16 protein-coding genes and 1 other annotated feature are annotated in these 19759 nt (G+C 52.3%); of the genes, 13 read left to right on the plus strand and 3 right to left on the minus strand.

All coding sequences use genetic code 11. From position 1 onward, the window contains the following. Window positions 1-57 precede the first annotated feature (57 nt). On the minus strand, window positions 58-1380 hold the full coding sequence (locus tag BN1247_RS01830; RefSeq protein ID WP_054948857.1) for a helix-turn-helix domain-containing protein: 1323 nt from the start codon (window positions 1378-1380) through the stop codon (window positions 58-60). Window positions 1381-1901: 521 nt separating this feature from the next. On the opposite strand from BN1247_RS01830, the gene BN1247_RS01835 reads away from it, so the two are divergent. From BN1247_RS01835 to rplT, 6 genes are all read left to right on the plus strand, one after another. After that, window positions 1902-2618 carry a hypothetical protein gene (locus BN1247_RS01835; RefSeq protein ID WP_054948858.1) on the plus strand — a complete coding sequence of 239 codons (717 nt, stop codon included), beginning with the start codon at window positions 1902-1904 and terminating at the stop codon, window positions 2616-2618. A 732-nt stretch (window positions 2619-3350) separates the two neighbouring features. After that, entirely contained in the window at window positions 3351-5279 is a 1929-nt protein-coding gene (thrS, locus tag BN1247_RS01840; RefSeq protein WP_054948859.1) for a threonine--tRNA ligase, read from the plus strand. 723 nt (window positions 5280-6002) lie between these two features. Beyond that, window positions 6003-7937 (plus strand): threonine--tRNA ligase, encoded by a 1935-nt coding sequence (thrS, locus tag BN1247_RS01845; RefSeq protein ID WP_054948860.1) that lies wholly within the window; start codon window positions 6003-6005, stop codon window positions 7935-7937. Window positions 7938-8244: 307 nt separating this feature from the next. Continuing rightward, window positions 8245-8404: a sequence feature (ribosomal protein L20 leader region), on the plus strand. Window positions 8405-8454: 50 nt separating this feature from the next. Further along, window positions 8455-8961 carry a translation initiation factor IF-3 gene (gene infC / locus BN1247_RS01850; protein WP_054951447.1) on the plus strand — a complete coding sequence of 169 codons (507 nt, stop codon included), beginning with the start codon at window positions 8455-8457 and terminating at the stop codon, window positions 8959-8961. A 13-nt stretch (window positions 8962-8974) separates the two neighbouring features. Further along, window positions 8975-9172: a 50S ribosomal protein L35 gene (gene rpmI, locus BN1247_RS01855; RefSeq protein ID WP_054948861.1), complete on the plus strand. Its 198-nt coding sequence runs from the start codon at window positions 8975-8977 to the stop codon at window positions 9170-9172. 34 nt (window positions 9173-9206) lie between these two features. Then, a complete protein-coding gene (gene rplT, locus BN1247_RS01860) occupies window positions 9207-9566 on the plus strand; it encodes a 50S ribosomal protein L20 (protein ID WP_054948862.1) in 360 nt (119 codons plus the stop codon). A gap of 261 nt (window positions 9567-9827) precedes the next feature. Here the strand turns inward: rplT and BN1247_RS01865 are convergent, their stop codons facing one another. Further along, a complete protein-coding gene (locus BN1247_RS01865; RefSeq protein ID WP_054948863.1) occupies window positions 9828-10016 on the minus strand; it encodes a hypothetical protein in 189 nt (62 codons plus the stop codon). A 172-nt stretch (window positions 10017-10188) separates the two neighbouring features. On the opposite strand from BN1247_RS01865, the gene ilvD reads away from it, so the two are divergent. From ilvD to BN1247_RS01890, 5 genes are all read left to right on the plus strand, one after another. Beyond that, on the plus strand, window positions 10189-11880 hold the full coding sequence (gene ilvD / locus BN1247_RS01870; protein WP_054948864.1) for a dihydroxy-acid dehydratase: 1692 nt from the start codon (window positions 10189-10191) through the stop codon (window positions 11878-11880). Between the two features lie 916 nt (window positions 11881-12796). Beyond that, window positions 12797-14539 (plus strand): biosynthetic-type acetolactate synthase large subunit, encoded by a 1743-nt coding sequence (ilvB, locus tag BN1247_RS01875; protein WP_054948865.1) that lies wholly within the window; start codon window positions 12797-12799, stop codon window positions 14537-14539. Next, window positions 14536-15021: an acetolactate synthase small subunit gene (ilvN, locus tag BN1247_RS01880; protein ID WP_054948866.1), complete on the plus strand. Its 486-nt coding sequence runs from the start codon at window positions 14536-14538 to the stop codon at window positions 15019-15021. Before ilvB ends, ilvN begins: the two co-directional genes overlap by 4 nt. 174 nt (window positions 15022-15195) lie before the next feature. After that, on the plus strand, window positions 15196-16185 hold the full coding sequence (gene ilvC / locus BN1247_RS01885) for a ketol-acid reductoisomerase (RefSeq protein ID WP_054948867.1): 990 nt from the start codon (window positions 15196-15198) through the stop codon (window positions 16183-16185). Window positions 16186-16329: 144 nt separating this feature from the next. Continuing rightward, complete coding sequence (locus BN1247_RS01890) at window positions 16330-17898, plus strand: 2-isopropylmalate synthase (RefSeq protein WP_054948868.1); 1569 nt, start codon at window positions 16330-16332, stop codon at window positions 17896-17898. 64 nt (window positions 17899-17962) lie between these two features. On the opposite strand, the gene BN1247_RS17885 is transcribed toward BN1247_RS01890, so the two are convergent. Continuing rightward, the gene (locus tag BN1247_RS17885; RefSeq protein WP_187119691.1) at window positions 17963-18133 is read right to left on the minus strand and encodes a hypothetical protein; all 171 of its coding nucleotides are present in this window, start codon (window positions 18131-18133) and stop codon (window positions 17963-17965) included. 5 nt (window positions 18134-18138) lie between these two features. Between BN1247_RS17885 and leuB the strand changes: the two genes are divergently transcribed. Beyond that, entirely contained in the window at window positions 18139-19218 is a 1080-nt protein-coding gene (gene leuB, locus BN1247_RS01895) for a 3-isopropylmalate dehydrogenase (RefSeq protein ID WP_054948869.1), read from the plus strand. Window positions 19219-19481: 263 nt separating this feature from the next. Then, entirely contained in the window at window positions 19482-19679 is a 198-nt protein-coding gene (locus BN1247_RS01900; RefSeq protein ID WP_054948870.1) for a hypothetical protein, read from the plus strand. Window positions 19680-19759: the final 80 nt, after the last annotated feature.

Raw genomic sequence — 19759 nt, forward strand, 5'->3', positions numbered from 1 at the left:
CGGGAGTCCGCAGCACGAACAGAATAGCGGTCACGATACCCACTAACATATTCGCCATTAAACGATACCTCCTTCCAGTAAGCTTTCTTTTTCAATCGTGTAAAGTTCATCCGTATACTTGCGGAACTTCTCCTTATCGCTTTTCTCGTACAGTTGGGCCAACCAGACAGTCGCTTCCCGCAGCTCTTTTGTAAAGGAGTGCCTTTTCGCAAAACTGTAGGCGGTTTCCAAGACGTCTTTGGCATTGTCTGTCTCTTTACACGTCAAATAAACTTTCGTCAAAGACAATAGCGACTCCACTAAATACTTTTGGTTACCTGCCTTTTTGGAGAGAGCGATCGCCTCATGCAAGTACGTTTTCGCTTGGCTGTAATTGCCCCGCTTGGCGCAAATTTGTCCGAGAAACATATAGGATCGAATGAGAAACTCGTCTTCCAAATGTTTTTGCTTGATCGCGACCGACGTTTCAAAGCACAGTTCCGCCATGTCGTAGTTGCCGAGCAAGAAATAGTTCTCCCCGAGGTTGTTCCACACGATACCCGTCAGTTTTGGGTCATTCGTCAAGTGCAAAAACTTTTGCGCTTCCTTGAGGGATTCGAGTGCGTCGTTAATGTTGAAGTAGTTTTGTTGAATGATCGACTTTAAAATGTACACGTTAATCATGCTGGAATAGTCGCCGTTTTCTTTAGCGATGGCGAGTGCTTGCGACGTTAATCCGTACGCTTTATTCGCTTTCCCCATGCTTTCGTAAAACAACGCTAAATTGTACAGTTGACGCCCTTTTAAATAGCGCCGTTCCCCGGTCGCCTCGAAGGTGTGTAACGCTTTGTTCGTGTGCTTAATGGCGTTGTTGTAGTTGCCTTGGTGGTAAGCGATGTAACCTAAGTTACCATAAGCTTCGGACACGAGGTTACTGTCCGACGGTACGTCGAACTCTTCGCAGCGGCGGATGACATTGTGAAATTCCCACTCAGCGCGGTCAAACTTTTTTTCGTACATAAACAGTTTGCCGCGGTACAGACTGAGGCGGCACGTATGCACGGCATTGCTCATTTTCTTCACTTCTTGCTCCAATGCTTTCAGACGCTCGTCGGCCTCGTCAAAACAGTTGTTCAAAATTAGGGCGTTCACTTGATTTAGTTTAACGGTAAAAAAGTCTTCGAGCTCGGATTCCTCCTGCTCGACATCGAGCAACTCAGCTAAATTTATGCCAAGTTTGTGCAAAATGTAATCCAGCTTTTTTTGCGAGACGTTGCGGGTGATCCCGCGTTCGATATTGCTGATCGTCGGTACGGACAACGTCGGACCAGCTATATCTTGCAACGTTAACCCGAGTTCTTTTCGCTTCCGTCGAATGAGTTCTCCTACATGGTGCTTCACCGCATATCTCCCCCTAAGCAATTGTTTTTTCCTGAGCAGCGACTACCGAAACATTCCGCTATTTATAAACAATTATAAAGAGAGATGCACCGTTTTGTAAACTAAATTTTTAGCTAAATTAAAAGTGTCGCTGTGCTGAGGAGAGGGTTAGCCAATACTGACAAAAGATTGTATCCGTTTACAAGGCAGGTCGCGGCGTTACCCGTCTCGTAAACGAGCGACAATTCGCGCTGTACCTTTACAGTATGGCGGCTTCTTGTCATTTATTCCGATTTGTCGCTATCATTTTATAGATGGACAGAAAATAATTGTCTTAACAGAGCACTTGCCTCATTAAACGAAAATAATTAAAACCTAATGAGTAGGATTAATTGTAACGAGGCAATTAAATACGGTACGTTAAATTTGTCTAAATGGTGACAATGAGTCGTCGTGGCGAGTTAAACTACAAAGCTGTCTGTTTTTTTGATAGGATAGTAATATATATGGAAAGTATGAGTTCGTGTGGAGGAGGATCATCAGTGCGGAAAATCGCCCTAATGTCTTTATTGCTACTTTTGCTTGCGACCCCCGTGTTTGCCGCCGAACAGAAAGCTTCGCAGCAGCAGGCGCAAGACTGGAACAAATTAGTGAAGGGGCAGTACACGAGTAAGTACAAGGGAGACGACAGCTACGACGAAAAATACGTTAGCATTAGCAATTGGACGCTCATCGATGTCGATGCGTCGCCGTTAAAGGCAGACGATCAGGAGCAAATTGAAAAATTAAACGGCGAAATAGAGAAGGAGCGGCCAAAGGAAGAAGTGGCTCAGAAAAAAGTCGACGACCTGAAGGAGCTCGCCCGGAAAAGCTCTGACGACAACGCAAAAAAAGACGTCGAGTCGCTCTTGAAGAAGACGGAGAAAGATTTAGAGAAAGTCCAAAAAGAAATTAAAGGGAAAGAAGATCAAGTGAAAGAACTAGCGGAAAAGGAATATCCGCAGCAAGTTGCCGTGGCAGTCGCCGATGTTAACTTCGGGGGGAACACGCTCGGCACGATGACGAAAAGCGAGTACGTGTTCGTCAGCCCAGCCGACAACCAACAGTTAGAAGATTCCGCGGGACAACAGTTCGCTGAAGTCGCCGACTTCTTGAAGAAAAACCCGATCGAGGCGCAACAGTACCACCACGAAACGTTAGGATTTGGGATGCTCGTGCTCGCGCTCGGCGGCTGGTGGGTCGTCAACCGCAAGTTGTAAGTGGAAGTGACTGTGTCATCACATCCAGCATGTGGTTTGGCATGTTGTTTAGTATCCAGTTTAGTATCCGGGCGAAAGTTCTTTTCGGATGAAGGCGACGATTAGTTTGTAGGCGAAGATGAGCCCGTCGTCATCTGTATGAGCTGTACGGCTAATGTTAATAATTAGTCTTACAGAACGAAGGTTGACGGAAGGAATAGACCTTCGTTACAATAGTGACTAATATGAAGAGCGATAGATGTAAGCGATGAGAAGGACAACGGTGTGGAAGCTCCGGTTGCCAGAGAGAGGGATCGCGGCTGCAAGTCCCTTAACACGGTTCCCACACTTACCCCCTTGGAGCTGCAGTAGGAAAAACTATGGCACTTCGCGTGAACGACTGCGCGGGGAGTCGCCTCGGCTCATGCGATCTGTCGCATTGGTACGGGTGACTGTCCGCTTTGGCAGACGGTGCCGGTCGCATCGACAGACAGACGGTGCGATGAAGGTGGGGCGATGCACGTGGATCGTGCATGTAGTCTTGGCCAGCGACGCGCAAGTGCTTTCGATAGTGAGTAACTGCTGCCGGTGTAAACCGTTAGAGACGATTAGAGGGCTTGCCTGACCGTGACCGATGACGGTATGTTAGGCATGCTGAATAAGGGTGGAACCGCGACGCACACGTCCCTTGCCGGGATGTGGTGCGTTTTTTTATTTTTGAATCTAACGATCGTTTAAGGAGTGGAAAGACGAATGAGTATTGATATACAACTGCCAGACGGTTCAGTCAAACAGTATGACTCCACGGTAACCGTCGCCGATGTGGCAGCTTCGATTAGTAAAAGCTTGGAAAAAAACGCGGTGGCCGGGGTCGTCGACGGAAAAGTGGTCGATTTATCCCGCACGATTGACGCGGATGCCGCCGTCAAAATAGTGACGACGAACGACGAAGAAGGGCTCGAAGTGCTCCGGCACAGCTGCGCCCACTTGATGGCGCAAGCGATTAAGCGGCTCTATCCCGAGGTGAAACTCGGCATCGGTCCGGTGATCGAGAACGGATTTTATTACGACATCGCTTTGCCGGAACGACTGACGCCGGAAGACTTGCCGAAGATCGAAAAAGAGATGCACAAAATCGTGAAAGAAAATTTGCGGATTACGCGTAAAGTCGTCTCGCGGGAAGAAGCGCTCGCGCTGTACGAGGAAGCGGGCGATGAGCTTAAATTGGAACTCATTCGCGAATTGCCGGACGAGGAAGAGATTACGATTTACGAGCAAGGCGAGTTTTACGATTTGTGCCGCGGGCCACACGTGCCGTCGACGGGTAAGTTCAAGGCGTTTAAGTTACTCAGTATCGCTGGCGCGTACTGGCGCGGTGACAGCGACCGACAAATGCTCACGCGCATCTACGGGACCGTCTGGCCGAAAAAATCACAGTTGGACGAGTACCTAAAACAACTAGAAGAGGCGAAAAAACGGGATCACCGCAAACTCGGTAAGCAGTTAGGCATTTTTACGCTGTCGCAAGAAGTCGGGCAAGGATTGCCGCTCTGGTTGCCGAACGGGGCGACGGTTAGACGAGAGATCGAGCGGTACATCGTCGATTTGGAAGAGCGGCTCGGCTATAAGCACGTATATACGCCGCACTTGGCGAGTGTCGAATTGTACAAAATCTCCGGACACTGGGATCATTATCAAGACGATATGTACCCGCCGATGAAGATGGACAACGAAGAGCTCGTACTGCGCCCGATGAACTGTCCACACCATATGATGATTTACCGTAACGACATGCGCAGCTACCGCGATTTGCCGTTGCGCATCGCCGAGCTGGGGATGATGCACCGCCACGAAATGTCCGGTGCGCTCACTGGTTTGCAGCGCGTGCGGGCGATGACGCTCAACGATGCCCACATCTTTTGCCGTACGGAACAGTTAAAGGATGAATTCAAGCGCGTCGTGGAATTGATTGCGCACGTGTATCGCGATTTCGGCATCGAGGATTACTATTTCCGCTTGTCTTATCGCGATCCGGAGGATAAGGAAAAGTACGTACAAAACGACGAGATGTGGGAAAAGGCACAAGCGATGTTGAAGGAAACGATGGACGAGATGGCGCTCGAGTACGTCGAGGCAGAAGGGGAAGCTGCTTTCTACGGGCCGAAACTCGATGTGCAAGTGCGGACGGCGCTCGGGAAAGACGAGACGCTGTCGACCGTGCAGTTGGACTTCCACTTGCCGAACAAGTTTGATCTCGAATATATCGGCGAAGACGGACAACCGCACCGCCCGGTCGTCATTCACCGCGGCATCGTCGGCACGATGGAACGGTTTGTCGCGTTTCTGCTCGAATATTACATCGGCAACTTACCCGTGTGGCTGTCGCCTGAACAAGCGCGCGTTATTCCGGTCTCCGACCAATTTCTCGACTATGCGAACGGAGTGGAAGATTATTTGCGCGAAAAAGGCATTCGCGTCACGGTCGACCGCCGCGATGAAAAAATGGGGTATAAAATTCGCGAAGCGCAAATACAAAAAATCCCCTACATGTTGATCGTCGGCGGGGAAGAAGTGAAAAACCGTACGGTTGCGGTGCGGGAACGGTCGGAAGGGGACGTGGGGGCAAAAGCGTTGGAGCAGTTTGCCGCAGAAGTTGCGGCACAAATCGCACGGCACGAATAAGTGATTGAATAAGTAGAACTATAACCGGCACCAATAACAACTTAAGATGATCGCGCGATGAAAAGGACACGAGGACCAATGGATGGTTAGCAGAGAGAGGGTTCACCGGCTGCGAGACCCTTAATGAGAAATTGGCCCTTACCACCTTGGAGCTGCAGCAGGGAAAGCGTGAAAGTGCACACTTAGTGTACGGGGAAGTTGCACAGGGAAGGACCGTACGGGAAGGATGGCACAGACAGGATCGCACAGGGAAGTATCGGACGGGTGATCTATGCGCGAGTATGTGACCTACGCGAATTTTCCTTACACCCGCAAGTAACTGCTGCCGGTTAAAGACCGTTAACCTTGTCAATGAAGGGCCTCCCATTCATACGATCGATATTAGGTTCACGATCTATATCAGGTTCACTGTACAAAAATACGACCTGTATGAGGTTCGTCTACCGTACGAAAGTGAGATCCGTACGCTGTTAGTCGACTGTACGAATGTACGATTCGTATGAATGACCTGACCGTACGTATGCGTGATCTGTATTGAATGCTCCTACCGGTACGTAAGCGAAGTGCGAGTATTGGTAAGGGTGGCCGAATTAGGGTGGAACCACGACGCTCACTCGTCCCTAGAGGATGGTGGGCGTTTTTGTATGTTTTTAGACATGTTTTTAGGAACCGATTATTAAGACCCGTATGACTAACTATTTGTGAAACAGGAGTGATGGCACCATGTATGTACACGTTACGTTGCCGGATGGGGCAGTTAAACAGTTTCGCTCCGGCACGACGGCAGGAGAAGTCGCTGCAGCGATCAGTAAAAGTTTGTCCAAGGTGGCAGTAGCGGCCAAAGTTAACGGCGAACTCGTCGATTTACAGACGAAGCTTACCCAAGATGCACACGTAGCGATTTTGACGCTCAAAGACGAAGAAGGGTTGGAAGTGTACCGACATAGTACGACCCACTTGATGGCGCAAGCAGTGAAACGGCTGTACCCTGGGGCGAAGTTAGGTGTCGGTCCGGTCATCGCTGACGGTTTTTACTACGACATTGAGCTGCCACAGCATGTGACCGAGGAGGATTTACCGAAGATTGAACAGGAAATGGCAAACATTGTCCAAGAAGATTTGCCGATTGAGCGGCACGTCGTTTCCCGGGAGGAAGCACTCTGTTTGTACGAAGAAGCCGGTGATCCGCTCAAGCTGGAACTCATTCGCGACTTACCGGAAAAAGCGGTCATTACGATTTACCGGCAGGGAGAGTTTTTTGACTTGTGTCGCGGGCCGCATGTGCCGTCGACGGGGCGGATCAAGGCGTTTAAGCTGCTCAGTATTGCCGGTGCCTACTGGCGCGGCGACAGCGAGCGGCAAATGCTCACGCGCATCTACGGCACAGTCTGGCCGAAAAAAACGGATTTAGACGCGTATTTACAGCGACGGGAAGAGGTGAAAAAGCGCGACCACCGCAAACTCAGCCGTCAACTAAAGTTATTTATGTTTTCCGACCAGGCGCCGGGCATGCCGTTCTACTTGCCCAACGGGATGGTCTTGCGCAATGAGTTGGAACAATTATCTCGCGAACGACAAGCGCGTGTCGGATACGAGGAAGTGCTTACGCCCGTCATGATGAACCGCGGCCTGTGGGAGCAGTCGGGGCACTGGGACCACTACCGGGAAAATATGTATTTTACGGAAGTGGATGCGACAGCTTTTGCACTGAAGCCGATGAACTGTCCGGGGCATATGCTCATTTTTAAAAATGAGCGGCGTTCGTACCGGGATTTGCCGCTGCGCTTGTCCGAGTTTGGCCACGTGCACCGGCACGAACTGTCCGGGTCGCTCAACGGGATGCTGCGGGTACGCGGCTTTACGCAGGACGACGCGCACATTTTCGTCCGTCCGGATCAAATTGAGGCAGAAGTGGCCCACGCGATGGCGCTCGTCGACGATATTTACCGTGTGTTCGGCTTTCCGTACGCGATCGAACTGTCGACGCGGCCGGAAGATTCGATGGGCGACGATGCGCTCTGGGAACAGGCGGAAACAGCCCTACAGCGCGTACTCGAGGCGCGCGGGGTCCTGTATCGCGTCAACGAAGGAGACGGTGCCTTCTACGGTCCGAAGATCGACTTTCATATCGAAGATGCGATCGGGCGTAGCCACCAATGTGCGACGATCCAGCTCGACTTCCAAATGCCGCAGAAGTTTGACCTCACATACGTCGGGGAAGACAACGACCGCCACCGTCCCGTCGTCATTCACCGCGCCATTTTTGGCTCGCTTGACCGCTTTATCGGCATTTTGGTCGAGCATTACGGTGGGGCGTTTCCGACGTGGCTCGCACCGGTGCAAGTGAAAGCTTTGCCGATTGCCGACAACTACGCCGGTTTTGGGCAGGACGTTGTCAATGAGTTAACAGCGGCAGGCATACGCGCCGAGTTGGATGCGCGTGACGAGAAGATCGGGTACAAAGTGCGCGAAGCAGAAATGCAAAAAGTGCCGTACATGCTCATCGTCGGCCAAGCGGAAGCGGCGAGCGGCACGGTCGCGGTACGGAAGCGCGGTGTCGGCGATCAGGGGGCGCTGCCGGTGGCTCAATTTGTCGCTGATGTGCGGGCGGAAGTTGCTACGCGGGGTGCAGTTGGCGTGAGCGTGACTGATGCTTAAACCAGGGATTTATGAAATAGCATGTCCATGAAGACGGTAAATAGTAGGACTTGATCAAATAGTATTGCATCTACTTAATATTTCCGTTACAATACTCACAAAGACTGTCCGTCACTTTTTCACTGCAGGGTGACAAGACGACAATATGACAATATCTCTAACGAACAACACTTTTTTTCTTTCCACGAGTTCATCCCTTGACAGCTGCCACCCCGTATGATACATTTAATCAGGTGACTATGGTTGTCTAGGGGCGATTGATTCGCTCGTTGCAAAAAAAGTCGCCATAATAGTTGAATACAGGACTGGTTTTAAGTAGAAGCGCCCGCTTCTCACCTTGTCGACGCTGTTTAAGCACCCCTCGATTTGACGTGCTTTAAGGTTGTTGGCAGGTTACGAGTAATAATTTTTCACTGCATATGTGTGAGGAGACGTGTGGGCGATTTCGTCCGCACTTTTTTATTTTTCTAAAAAAACGATCAAGCCAATGTGGAGGTGGCGCACTATTAGCAAGGATATGTTAGTTAACGAGAACATACGGGCGCGGGAAGTGCGGTTAATTGGTCCGAAAGGTGACCAGTTGGGGATCCGGTCGTTGCGCGATGCGCTGCAACTGGCACGGGAGTCAAACTTAGATTTGGTCAATGTCGCACCGAATGCGAGGCCACCTGTATGTCGGGTAATGGATTACGGGAAGTACCGCTACGAACAATCCAAGCGGGAAAAAGAAGCGCGTAAAAAACAAAAGGTGATTTCCCTTAAAGAGGTTCGCCTCAGTTCAACAATCGAGGAACACGACTTTCAGACGAAACTCCGCAACGCGAAGAAGTTCATCAAAGCTGGGGACAAAGTGAAATGCTCCATCCGCTTCCGCGGGCGGGAAATTACGCACCAAGACATTGGGCGCGAAATTTTGGGCCGCATTGCGGAAGAGTTGAAAGATGAGGCGGAAGTCGAGCGCCGTCCGAAACTCGAAGGGCGGAGCATGATTATGATTTTAGTTCCTAAAACACCAAAACAGTAGGAGGGCGTTCGTTATGCCAAAAATGAAAACACACAGCGGTGCAGCAAAACGATTCCGCAAAACCGCAACGGGGAAAATTAAACGTTTCAAAGCATACAGCAACCACAATTTCGGTTGCAAAACGGCCAAGCAAAAGCGCAGTTTGCGCAGTTCGGCGATTATGGCCAGCGGCGATGTGAAACGTACGAAGCAATTGATCGCATATAAATAATTATTTTTGCGTAATTTTTTAGGAGGGAACGACTATGCCGAGAGTAAAAGGTGGCCCGGTGACGCGTCAGCGCCGCAAACGGGTATTAAAGCTTGCAAAAGGATATTACGGTTCAAAACATAGCTTGTTTAAAACAGCAAAGCAACAAGTGATGAAATCTCACATGTACGCATACCGCGATCGTCGGGTGCGCAAGCGCGAATTCCGCAAGTTGTGGATTACGCGTATTAATGCAGCTGCGCGTTCGAACGGATTGTCGTACAACAAATTAATGCACGGTTTGAAAGTGGCTGGCGTCGACATTAACCGCAAAATGCTGGCGGACTTAGCCGTGTACGATGAAAAGGCGTTTTCTGAACTCGTCAATCTTGCAAAAGCGCAAGGTAACGCGTAAGTAGGCTGACTGTGAACGTGGTTTGTGACACAGTGAACTAGTAGGCTGTCGCCGTGTACCACTACGACGTGTGGCTGGCCTTCGGCATGAAGCAGTAGAAGTGTACGACTACGGGATGTGGGCACCGAACGATATATGACGTATGAAACAGTGAAACTAGTCACGCATTCACTGGACGTTCACCAGTGTTTACTGGACGTTTATGCTGATGCGGACGCCTTCGCGTGTCGATTTGTTGCATGGTGATATTTCTAATGTTTTTTAGATAATTTTACTGACGGGTATGTCAGTGAAAAAAGAGCTAGGTGGGACATTGCGGAACATATGTTTCGCAACGCGTCCTGCTTGGCTTTTTATGTTTATACAACCCTTTTTACGTTTATTATTCATTTTTTCCCCGTTTCCCTCTTCTTTTCTCTGTTTTCCTCCTTTTTCCTCTGCTTTCCCCATTTTCCTCCGTTTTCCCTCGTTTTCTCCCCCAATTCCCCCCTACTTAATGACAGAAACGCTTTTTTGCGTTAAACTAGCATATAACCTTTTTACGTCTTTTTTTGGTACGATGAATGGTCATCTTTGTACGGTCAAAAAAGCGACTATTTTAAACAGAAAGGAAACGAGGCGGATGTCAGACACAAAAGAGACGAAAGATTTGCGAATCAAAAGCCGCGTCATTAGTGAAGGGGAGCAGCGCACGCCGAACCGCGCCTACTTACGCGCTGTCGGTTTTAGTGACGACGATTTTAAAAAACCGATGATCGGCGTCGCCAGTACGTGGAGCGAAGTGACGCCTTGCAACATGCACATCGACAAGTTAGCGCTCGAGGCGAAGGCCGGTGCGCGCGACGCGGGTGGGGCGCCGCTCGTCTTTAACACGATTACAGTATCAGACGGGATTTCGATGGGGACGGAAGGGATGCGTTACTCGCTCCCGAGCCGCGAAGTGATCGCCGACTCGATCGAAACGGTCGTCGGCGGGGAGCGGCTGGACGGGTTTGTCGCCATCGGCGGTTGCGACAAAAACATGCCCGGCTGTATGATTGCCATCGGCCGTTTGAACTTGCCGGCCGTGTTCGTGTACGGCGGGACGATTAAACCCGGAAAGTTGCACGGTAAAGACATCGACATCGTTTCTGCTTTTGAGGGAGTCGGGCAGTACAACAGCGGACAGATCGACCGTGCCGAATTGCACCAGATCGAGTGTCACGCTTGCCCAGGCGCCGGTTCGTGCGGCGGGATGTATACGGCGAATACGATGGCGTCGGCGATTGAGGCGATGGGGATGAGCTTGCCGAGCAGTGCCTCTAACCCTGCCGAATCAGCGGAGAAGGTGGACGACTGCCGCAAGGCGGGCGAAGCAGTGCTCGAGCTGTTGCGCAAAAGGATTACGCCCCGGGATATCATGACGAAAGAGGCGTTTGAGAACGCGATTACGGTCGTCATGGCGCTCGGCGGGTCGACGAATGCGATTTTGCACTTAATGGCGATGGCACACGCTGTCGACGTCGACCTGCAATTGGAAGATTTTGAGCGCATTCAAAAACGGGTACCACACCTCGCCGACTTAAAACCGAGCGGCCGCTATGTGATGCAAAACTTGCACGAAGTAGGTGGCGTGCCTGCGGTAATGAAGCTATTGCTTGCAGAAGGGCTGCTACACGGCGATTGCTTGACGGTCACCGGCAAGACGTTGGCAGAAAACTTACAGGGGCAGCCGTCACTCAGTAAAGGGCAAGATGTCATTCGTTCACTGGACAACCCGATGCGGGAAGATGGGCCACTCGTCGTTTTGCGCGGGAATTTGGCACCGGAAGGCGCCGTCGCCAAAGTGTCGGGTTTGAAGGTGCCATCGATCACCGGACCGGCGAAAGTGTTTGACACCGAGGAAGCGGCGACCGAGGCGGTTGTGAATGACCGCGTCCAAGCGGGGGATGTCGTCGTCATTCGCTACGAAGGGCCGAAAGGCGGTCCCGGTATGCCGGAAATGTTGTCACTGACGGCGATTCTCGTCGGCAAAGGGTTAGGGGAGAAGGTTGGCTTAATTACGGACGGTCGTTTTTCCGGCGGTACGCACGGCCTCGTCGTCGGTCACGTCGCGCCGGAAGCGCAAGTCGGTGGGCCGATTGCGCTCCTCCGCGACGGCGATCTCGTGACGATCGACAGCGACAAACAACAACTGTCCGTTGCCCTAAGCGAGGAGGAGCTCGCCGCGCGGCGGAAAGAGTGGCAAGCGCCGCCGCTGCGCTACGAGAAAGGCGTGCTGTACAAGTATGCGACTCTCGTCTCTTCCGCGTCGAAAGGAGCCATTACGGATTAAGACGTTCGACGGATCGCACGCGTGCGTCGCATGTTTATAGTGCATGTTTATAGTGCATGTTTATCACGCGGATTGGAGGGCATGTCTTCGCCCTCCAATCCCACGTGTAAGTTTTTCGTTTTCGTTGTGAACTCGTGAGCGTGTGAAGCCCCTTCTGCACTAGCCTCTTTTTACAGAAAGCGCCAGATGTGTTCGTGTATCTTTATACAATTATATGCATATATTCCAATGATAACGTTTCCACCCAGGAGCGAAATTTTCCCGTCGTTATTGCGATTGTGCCTAATTCCGCATGTAAGCGCTTATACAAAATTTATTTATAAAAACCTATTGACACAAGTGGTGGATACCGCCTATAATAGCATCTAAATAAATTCAAAAGGTAATTGTTTTCAGACAACACACGTTCGCACTTTAATGCGTGTTTGTAACAAAGCGAATGTGTTCGTGAAAAAATAATATCGGGTTGGAAAAGAGTCGCACCGCCGATACCGGAGGTTATGGATTAACCTGTAGCTGACTAAGGCGTAAACGGCGCTCACGTTATCGCCTAGACTTCAGAAAATTCCAACCCAAGGAAAAAACGCGATGATGGGGACATAGACATTGGAATGCCGGTGCAACAGAGAATCCTGGATGCTGAGAACAGGATCACCGCTTCAATGATCTGCTCACCTCGGAGCATTCCGCTGAACCGATAGGACGAAGTAGGCTGTGAACGGGTCGTTCCCGATATGAACGAAAAGTGCGAGATTGCACTTACCGAGGTCACGTCCGCAAGGGTGTGGCGAAATTGGGTGGTACCGCGAAATCCTTCGCCCCAATCCGGAAACGTATGCTGTTTTCCGGAGGGCGTAGGATTTTTTTATTGGCATTGCAAGTCTGGGATCACGTGAACGTAAAGGAGGAGACGAACATGAGTGCACAGGCTATGCCAGCCGAAAATTTTTTGGAACGGATTAAGGAGGAACAGGGAGAGGAGCTAAGCGGAGCGGAAATTTTACTGCGCTGTCTCATACAAGAGGGCGTGGAGCACATTTTCGGATATCCGGGTGGGGCGGTTCTGCCGATTTACGATTCGCTGTACGCAAGTGCACTAAACCACCTCCTCACTCGGCACGAACAAGGCGCCGTGCACGCTGCCGACGGTTACGCGCGCGCCTCGGGTAAGCCGGGGGTCGTCATTGCGACATCGGGTCCGGGGGCGACTAACTTAGTGACGGGCATCGCCACGGCGCATATGGATTCGATTCCGCTCGTCTGTATAACCGGGAACGTGGCGACGACGGCAATTGGCACGGACGCGTTTCAGGAGGCGGACATTACGGGTATTACGATGCCGATTACGAAACACAGCTATTTGGTGCGCGACACGCGCGACTTACCGCGCATCGTGAAGGAAGCTTTTCACATTGCGACGACAGGAAGGCCCGGTCCGGTGTTGATTGACATTCCGAAAGACGTCGCCAACAATAAAATTCGCTTCCAGATGGAGGAGCGCGTCTCGCTCCGCGGATACAATCCGACGACGAAGCCGCACCCGCTTCAAGTCGAGCGGTTGCGCCAAGCGGTTGCTGAGGCGAAACGGCCAGTCATTTTGGCTGGAGGCGGCGTCATCACTGCCGGCGCCGATGCGGAGTTGGTCGCTTTTGCCGAAGCGGCGCACATTCCGGTGACGACGTCGTTAATGGGGCTCGGCGGCTTTCCCGGGCAGCACCCGCTATTTTTAGGGATGCCGGGGATGCACGGCACGTACGCGGCGAACCAAGCGCTACTCAACTGCGATTTGCTCATAGGCATCGGGGCGCGCTTCGACGATCGAATTACGATGGGGCGTCTCGACAAATTTGCGACTAAGGCAAAAATTGTCCACATCGATATCGATCCGGCGGAAATCGGCAAAGTCGTCGAGACATACATCCCGCTTGTCGGCGATGTGAAACGCGTCTTGCAAGCTGTGAACGAGCGCGTACCGCAAACTGAGTCGGAGGACTGGCACGCCCAGATTAACGCGTGGAAGCGAGAGTATCCCCTTTCGTACAAAAAGCATCCGAATACGTTGATGCCGCAGTGGGTGATTGAGCATTTGTATGAATCGACAGGTGGCGACGCGATTGTAGCGGTCGACGTCGGGCAGCACCAAATGTGGGTCGCGCAGTACTTTCATTTTGCCAAAACGCGTTCGCTATTATCCTCTAGCGGCCTAGGGACGATGGGCTTCGGCTTTCCGGCAGCAATCGGTGCGCAAATGGCAAACCCCGGGAAAACAGTTATTGCCGTAACCGGAGACGGCGGTTTTCAAATGAACGCCCAAGAGTTGGCTATCTGCGCAATTCACAATATACCGGTAAAAGTGGCAATTATTAATAACCAATGTCTCGGGATGGTGCGGCAGTGGCAAGAGTTGTTCTATGAAAATCGGTACAGTCAGATCGATTTGTCCGGTAGCCCCGACTTCGTTAAGTTGGCCGAAGCGCACGGCGTACGCGGCTTCCGGGCGACGACGGAGGAAGAAGCGGCCGACGTGTGGCGGCAAGCGCTCGCCTTTCCGGGACCAGCCGTCGTCGACTTCCACGTCCGTCCGGAAGAAAACGTGTATCCAATGGTGGCGGCGGGCACCGGCCTCGACGAGATGATCATGGGGGAGGATGACGAATGAAACACGTGTTATCCGTACTCGTCAACAACACACCTGGGGTGTTAGCACGGGTCGCCAGCTTGTTTGGCCGGCGCAACTTCAACATCGACAGCATCAGTGTCGGCGAGTCAGAAGAATCCGGACTGTCGCGTATGATCATCGTCTCCGACGGGGACGACCAGACGATGGAGCAAGTGAAAAAGCAGCTACACAAGCTCGTCGACGTCATTAAAGTGCTCGATTTAAGTGAAAACCCGATGGTGGCGCGTGAGTTGATGTTGCTGAAAGTGGACGTCGCACCGGCGCAGCGCACCGAGGTGAACGGCATTTTAGAACCGTTCCGCGCCGCTGTCGTCGATGTCGGGGCTCATTCGCTTGTCATCCAAGCGACTGGCGAAAGGCAGAAACTCGATGCCCTCGTCGAATTAATGGCTCCGTACGGGGTGAAAGAAATTTGCCGTACAGGCGTGACAGCAATGGCGCGAGCGCCGCTAAGTCGGTAACTCGTGCGGCAGGCAGAGTGCAAAAGGCGACATCAGACATTATGCGGTAGAACCCGTCCAGCGCTGTCGCCATTGACACGAGACATTATTACCTTGCGTCAGTCACACGATGCAACCTCAAAGGCGTTATTTTGATTTTTAACTAACTTTTCTTAATTACAGGAGGCACACACAATGGTAAAAATGTACTACGAAAACGATGCAGATTTGAATGTATTGCAAGGGAAGACGGTCGCGGTCGTCGGTTACGGGAGCCAAGGACACGCGCACGCACAAAATTTGCGCGACAGCGGGGTGCAAGTGATCATCGGCGCGCGTCCCGGAAAATCGTGGAAACAGGCGGAAAAAGACGGCTTTACCGTTAAAACGGTGGCAGAGGCGACCGAAGCGAGTGACGTCATTCAACTGTTGTTGCCGGACGAAGTGCAACCCGACACGTACAAAGAAGCGATCGAACCGCATTTACAGCCAGGAAAAATGCTCATGTTCGCGCACGGCTTTAACATTCACTTCCAACAAATCGTGCCGCCGGAAAACGTCGACGTCGTACTCATCGCGCCGAAAGGTCCGGGTCACTTAGTGCGTCGCGTGTACGAAGAAGGGTTTGGCGTGCCAGCGTTAATCGCGGTTGAACAAAATGCGAGTGGGCAGGCGTTCGAGATCGGTATGGCTTATGCGAAAGGGATCGGGGCGACGAAAGCGGGCGTTTTGGAAACGACGTTTAAAGAAGAGACGGAAACAGACTTGTTCGGCGAGCAAACAGTGCTGTGCGGCGGTGTGACCGAACTCGTCAAAGCCGGGTTCAAAACGTTAGTCGACGCCGGTTACCAACCGGAAATCGCCTATTTCGAATGTTTCCACGAGTTAAAGCTCATCGTTGACCTCATGTACGAGGGCGGACTGAGCGGGATGCGCTACTCCATTAGCGATACGGCCGAGTTCGGCGACTACTCGAGCGGCAAGCGCGTCATCGGGGAAGCGTCGAAGCAAGCGATGGAAGACGTATTGAAAGACATTCAAAACGGGACGTTCGCCAAAAAGTGGATCGAGGAACATAAGAGTGGTCGGCCAAACTTTAACCGCATGAGACAAGAGGATCAAGATAGCCAATTAGAACAAGTAGGGAAAGAGTTGCGCGACATGATGTCGTGGATCGAGAAGTAACGGACACACATAAAGTCGCAAATGGTCGGCGTCCCCGGCGAGGCGTTGAGGGAGTTGAGGGATTAAGGAAGGCATTAACGGTGGACCCGGGGACGCCGCAGCAAGTGGATACAAGGCAAGTAATCATACGGAGGAGGTAACAACGTGCGAACGATAAAAATATTTGATACGACATTGCGCGACGGTGAGCAGTCCCCAGGGGTCAACTTAAGCCAAAAAGAAAAGGTGGAGATTGCGCTCCAACTCGAGCGTTTAGGCGTCGATCTCATCGAAGCGGGGTTCGCGGCGGCCTCACCCGGTGACTTCGCCTCGGTTCAAGCGGTCGCCAAAGCTGTGAAAAACTCGAGCGTCGTCAGTCTCGCCCGCTCGGTAAAAAAAGATATCGACGCGGCGCGAGAGGCGCTTAAAGATGCCGAACACCCTTGTTTGCACATCTTTCTCGCGACGTCGCCGATTCACCGCGAGTACAAGCTTTGCATGACGAAGGAGCAGGTGCTGGAACAAGCAGCCGAAGCGATTGCGTACGGAAAGAAGTTTTTCTCAGAAATTGAGTTTTCCGCCGAAGACGCGGGACGTACCGAATTGGATTTTTTAGTCGAAGTGGCGCAAATGGCTGTTAAGAACGGTGCGACCGTCCTTAACTTGCCTGACACCGTCGGCTACTTAACACCGGCAGAGTACGCGCACATTTTTAAATATGTCGCCGAACAAGTGCCAGACCTCGGTAAGTTGCGCCTCAGCGCCCACTGTCACGACGACTTAGGGATGGCGGTTGCTAATAGCTTAGCCGCGGTTGAAGCGGGCGTGGGGCAAATCGAAGGGACGATTAACGGCATCGGTGAGCGAGCCGGTAACGCGGCGATCGAAGAAGTAGCCGTTGCGATAGAGACGCGCAAAGATTTTTATCCGGCTGCAACTAGGCTCAATTTAAGGGAAATTGCCCGCACGAGCCGCTTAGTGAGTAAGTTGACGGGGATGTTCGTCCCCGGGAACAAAGCGGTCGTCGGTGCGAACGCATTTGCCCACGAATCGGGTATCCACCAAGACGGCATGTTGAAAAACGAAGCGACGTACGAAATTATGCGTCCGGAATTGGTCGGACACGATCGGACGAATTTGGTACTCGGAAAACACTCGGGACGGCACGCCTTCCGCGAACGGTTAAAAGACCTGGGCTATACGCTCGCCGACGAGCAAGTGAATCAACTGTTTGTCCGTTTCAAAAAATTGGCCGACCGCAAAAAGACGATGGATGACGACGATGTGATTGCGTTAGTCGAAGAGCGATTGGACGATAGTGCAGAAATATTTAGCTTGGAGTACTTCCATTTGTCTTACGGGACACAATCGGTACCGACAGCGACGGTACGCGTCACCTATAAAGGTGAACAGGTGATCGGGGAAGCGGCGTGTGGCAACGGTTCGGTTGACGCCATTTACAAAGCGATCGACCGCGTCGTTGGGGTCGACGTCGAACTCGTCGATTACAAAATCGCTTCCGTGACACACGGTAAGGACGCGCTCGGCGAGGTGTTCGTCCAGCTGCGCAAAGACGGTGTCACGGTGCAAGGGCGCGGCGTCAGTACCGATGTGCTCGAAGCGAGTGCCCGTGCCTATATTGAAGCGGTGAACCGTTTGTTCGTGCGCCTCGGCCACGACAGCCGTCCAGCCGCAGTTGGCGCTGTGGCGGGTGCGAGCGCTTTGGGAAGCTAAACGGGCGAACGAGGCACTCACTCGGGCGAATTCAGCGCAAACTGAATGCGAATTAGGCACCAATTCAGCGCAAAGACGGCGCGAACGACGGCCAGCGGCAAACGGCGAGTAGCGACATGCTGCCGCTGGCCTGCCGCGCGAGCTGCAGCAATGGCGCAATGGACTGAGAAGCGAACGCTGCTAGCGAATAGACAGCAGGTGAAACAAAGATGACATCGTATACGGAAGGGTGCACGTGTAGTGGCGAAAGAGAAGCGAATCGCAGTATTGCCCGGTGACGGGATCGGGGCAGAAATAGTTGCAGAAGCCGTCAAAGTACTGGAACGTGTGGCAGACATTTTTGATTACGAGTTTACGTTTGATTACGGCAGCATCGGCGGTGCGGCGATCGATGAGACGGGCGCCCCGCTCCCCGCTGAAACGTTGGAACTCGCTAAACAGGCGGACGCGGTGTTGCTTGGCGCGGTCGGCGGTCCGAAGTGGGATCAGTTGCCGGGTCATTTGCGGCCGGAAAAAGCGCTGCTCACCTTGCGCAAGGAGCTAGAACTGTACGCCAACTTGCGACCGGCAGCGCCGCACGAAGAACTCATCGCCAGTTCGACGTTAAAAGAAGCTGTCGTGCGCGGAGTCGACTTACTCGTCGTGCGGGAGTTGACGGGCGGCCTATACTTCGGGGAGAAAAAGCGTGAGCAGTCGGCTGATGGCGAAGTGGCGATCGATACGCTCGTATACAGTGAACGCGAAGTGGAACGCATCGTGCGCAAGGCGTTTGACATCGCCCGCTTGCGCCGCAAGCACTTGACGTCGGTCGATAAGGCGAACGTGTTAGAGAGCTCGCGCCTGTGGCGTTCCGTCGTGGAACAGGTCGCGCCGGATTACCCCGACGTGACGCTTGAGCATATGTTAGTCGACAACTGTGCCATGCAACTCGTACGCCGACCGAAGGCGTTCGACGTCATCGTGACTGAAAATATGTTTGGTGATATTCTAAGCGATGAAGCTGCAATTTTAACAGGATCGATCGGTATGTTGCCTTCTGCCAGTTTAGGTGTCGGCAATCGCGGACTGTACGAACCGGTACACGGCTCTGCTCCCGACATCGCAGGGCTGGGAAAGGCTAACCCAATGGCGACCGTCCTGTCCGTTGCGATGATGCTCAAGTACTCGTTCGGCGACGAGGCTGCAGCAGACGCGATCGAACGAGCGGTGGCGCGCGTTCTAAGCAGTGGATTGCGTACGGCCGATCTCGTAGCACCGGGGCAAAAGGCGCTCAGTACGGAAGCATGTGGCGACAAAATTGTCGCTAATCTAGAACAGTAACAGCGTGGTTAAGTGGAAGTGTGCTAGAATATAGCCGCTAGCTGGGTGTAAATTTCTTCCTCACTCACTGTGAGTTTGTGCGTTGCAGATTTGTCTACTGACGGCTGTCGCCGTTGTTTTCGCTTTGCTCGTCCAAACATCGCTTAGCCGCAATGTTGTTCCGAACGGCAATTTAGACTCCTCTTAGCGGGCGTGCGTCCATTCCCTCCCCCTATCTTCACCATACGTTAATTAAGAGAAGGGATCGGGAAGGAGGGAGTACCTTGCCTGCAAAAACGAAGGGGGGCTTCTTCGGAGGATTCGCCTGGTGGTGGGTCCTGATCATTTTATTTTTTTTCTTCCTCGTTTTTTGGTGGGGCTGGTGGGGCTTCGGCTGGAATGGATACGGCTATTACCCTTACGACGGATACGACGGTTTCGATGGTGCCGACGGTTACGGCGGCTACCCGCCAGTATACTAAACAAAGTTGCGCCAAAAAGAGCTCCCTGTCCGATAAACAGGAGGGCTCTTTTTTCTATAAAAAACAACTTGGGTGTGTAC

Source organism: Numidum massiliense, from assembly GCF_001375555.1.
GTDB lineage: Bacteria > Bacillota > Bacilli > Thermoactinomycetales > Novibacillaceae > Numidum > Numidum massiliense.

Bases quoted from the DNA above. Each gene is read 5' to 3' on its own strand.
- ilvC (WP_054948867.1), top strand. From the start codon at position 15,196: ATGGTAAAAATGTACTACGAAAACGATGCAGATTTGAATGTATTGCAA.
- BN1247_RS01865 (WP_054948863.1), bottom strand. From the start codon at position 10,016: ATGGGGAAAGCAGAGGAAAAAGGAGGAAAACAGAGAAAAGAAGAGGGA.
- thrS (WP_054948859.1), top strand. From the start codon at position 3,351: ATGAGTATTGATATACAACTGCCAGACGGTTCAGTCAAACAGTATGAC.
- ilvD (WP_054948864.1), top strand. From the start codon at position 10,189: ATGTCAGACACAAAAGAGACGAAAGATTTGCGAATCAAAAGCCGCGTC.
- infC (WP_054951447.1), top strand. From the start codon at position 8,455: ATGTTAGTTAACGAGAACATACGGGCGCGGGAAGTGCGGTTAATTGGT.
- ilvB (WP_054948865.1), top strand. From the start codon at position 12,797: ATGAGTGCACAGGCTATGCCAGCCGAAAATTTTTTGGAACGGATTAAG.
- rpmI (WP_054948861.1), top strand. From the start codon at position 8,975: ATGCCAAAAATGAAAACACACAGCGGTGCAGCAAAACGATTCCGCAAA.
- ilvN (WP_054948866.1), top strand. From the start codon at position 14,536: ATGAAACACGTGTTATCCGTACTCGTCAACAACACACCTGGGGTGTTA.
- rplT (WP_054948862.1), top strand. From the start codon at position 9,207: ATGCCGAGAGTAAAAGGTGGCCCGGTGACGCGTCAGCGCCGCAAACGG.
- thrS (WP_054948860.1), top strand. From the start codon at position 6,003: ATGTATGTACACGTTACGTTGCCGGATGGGGCAGTTAAACAGTTTCGC.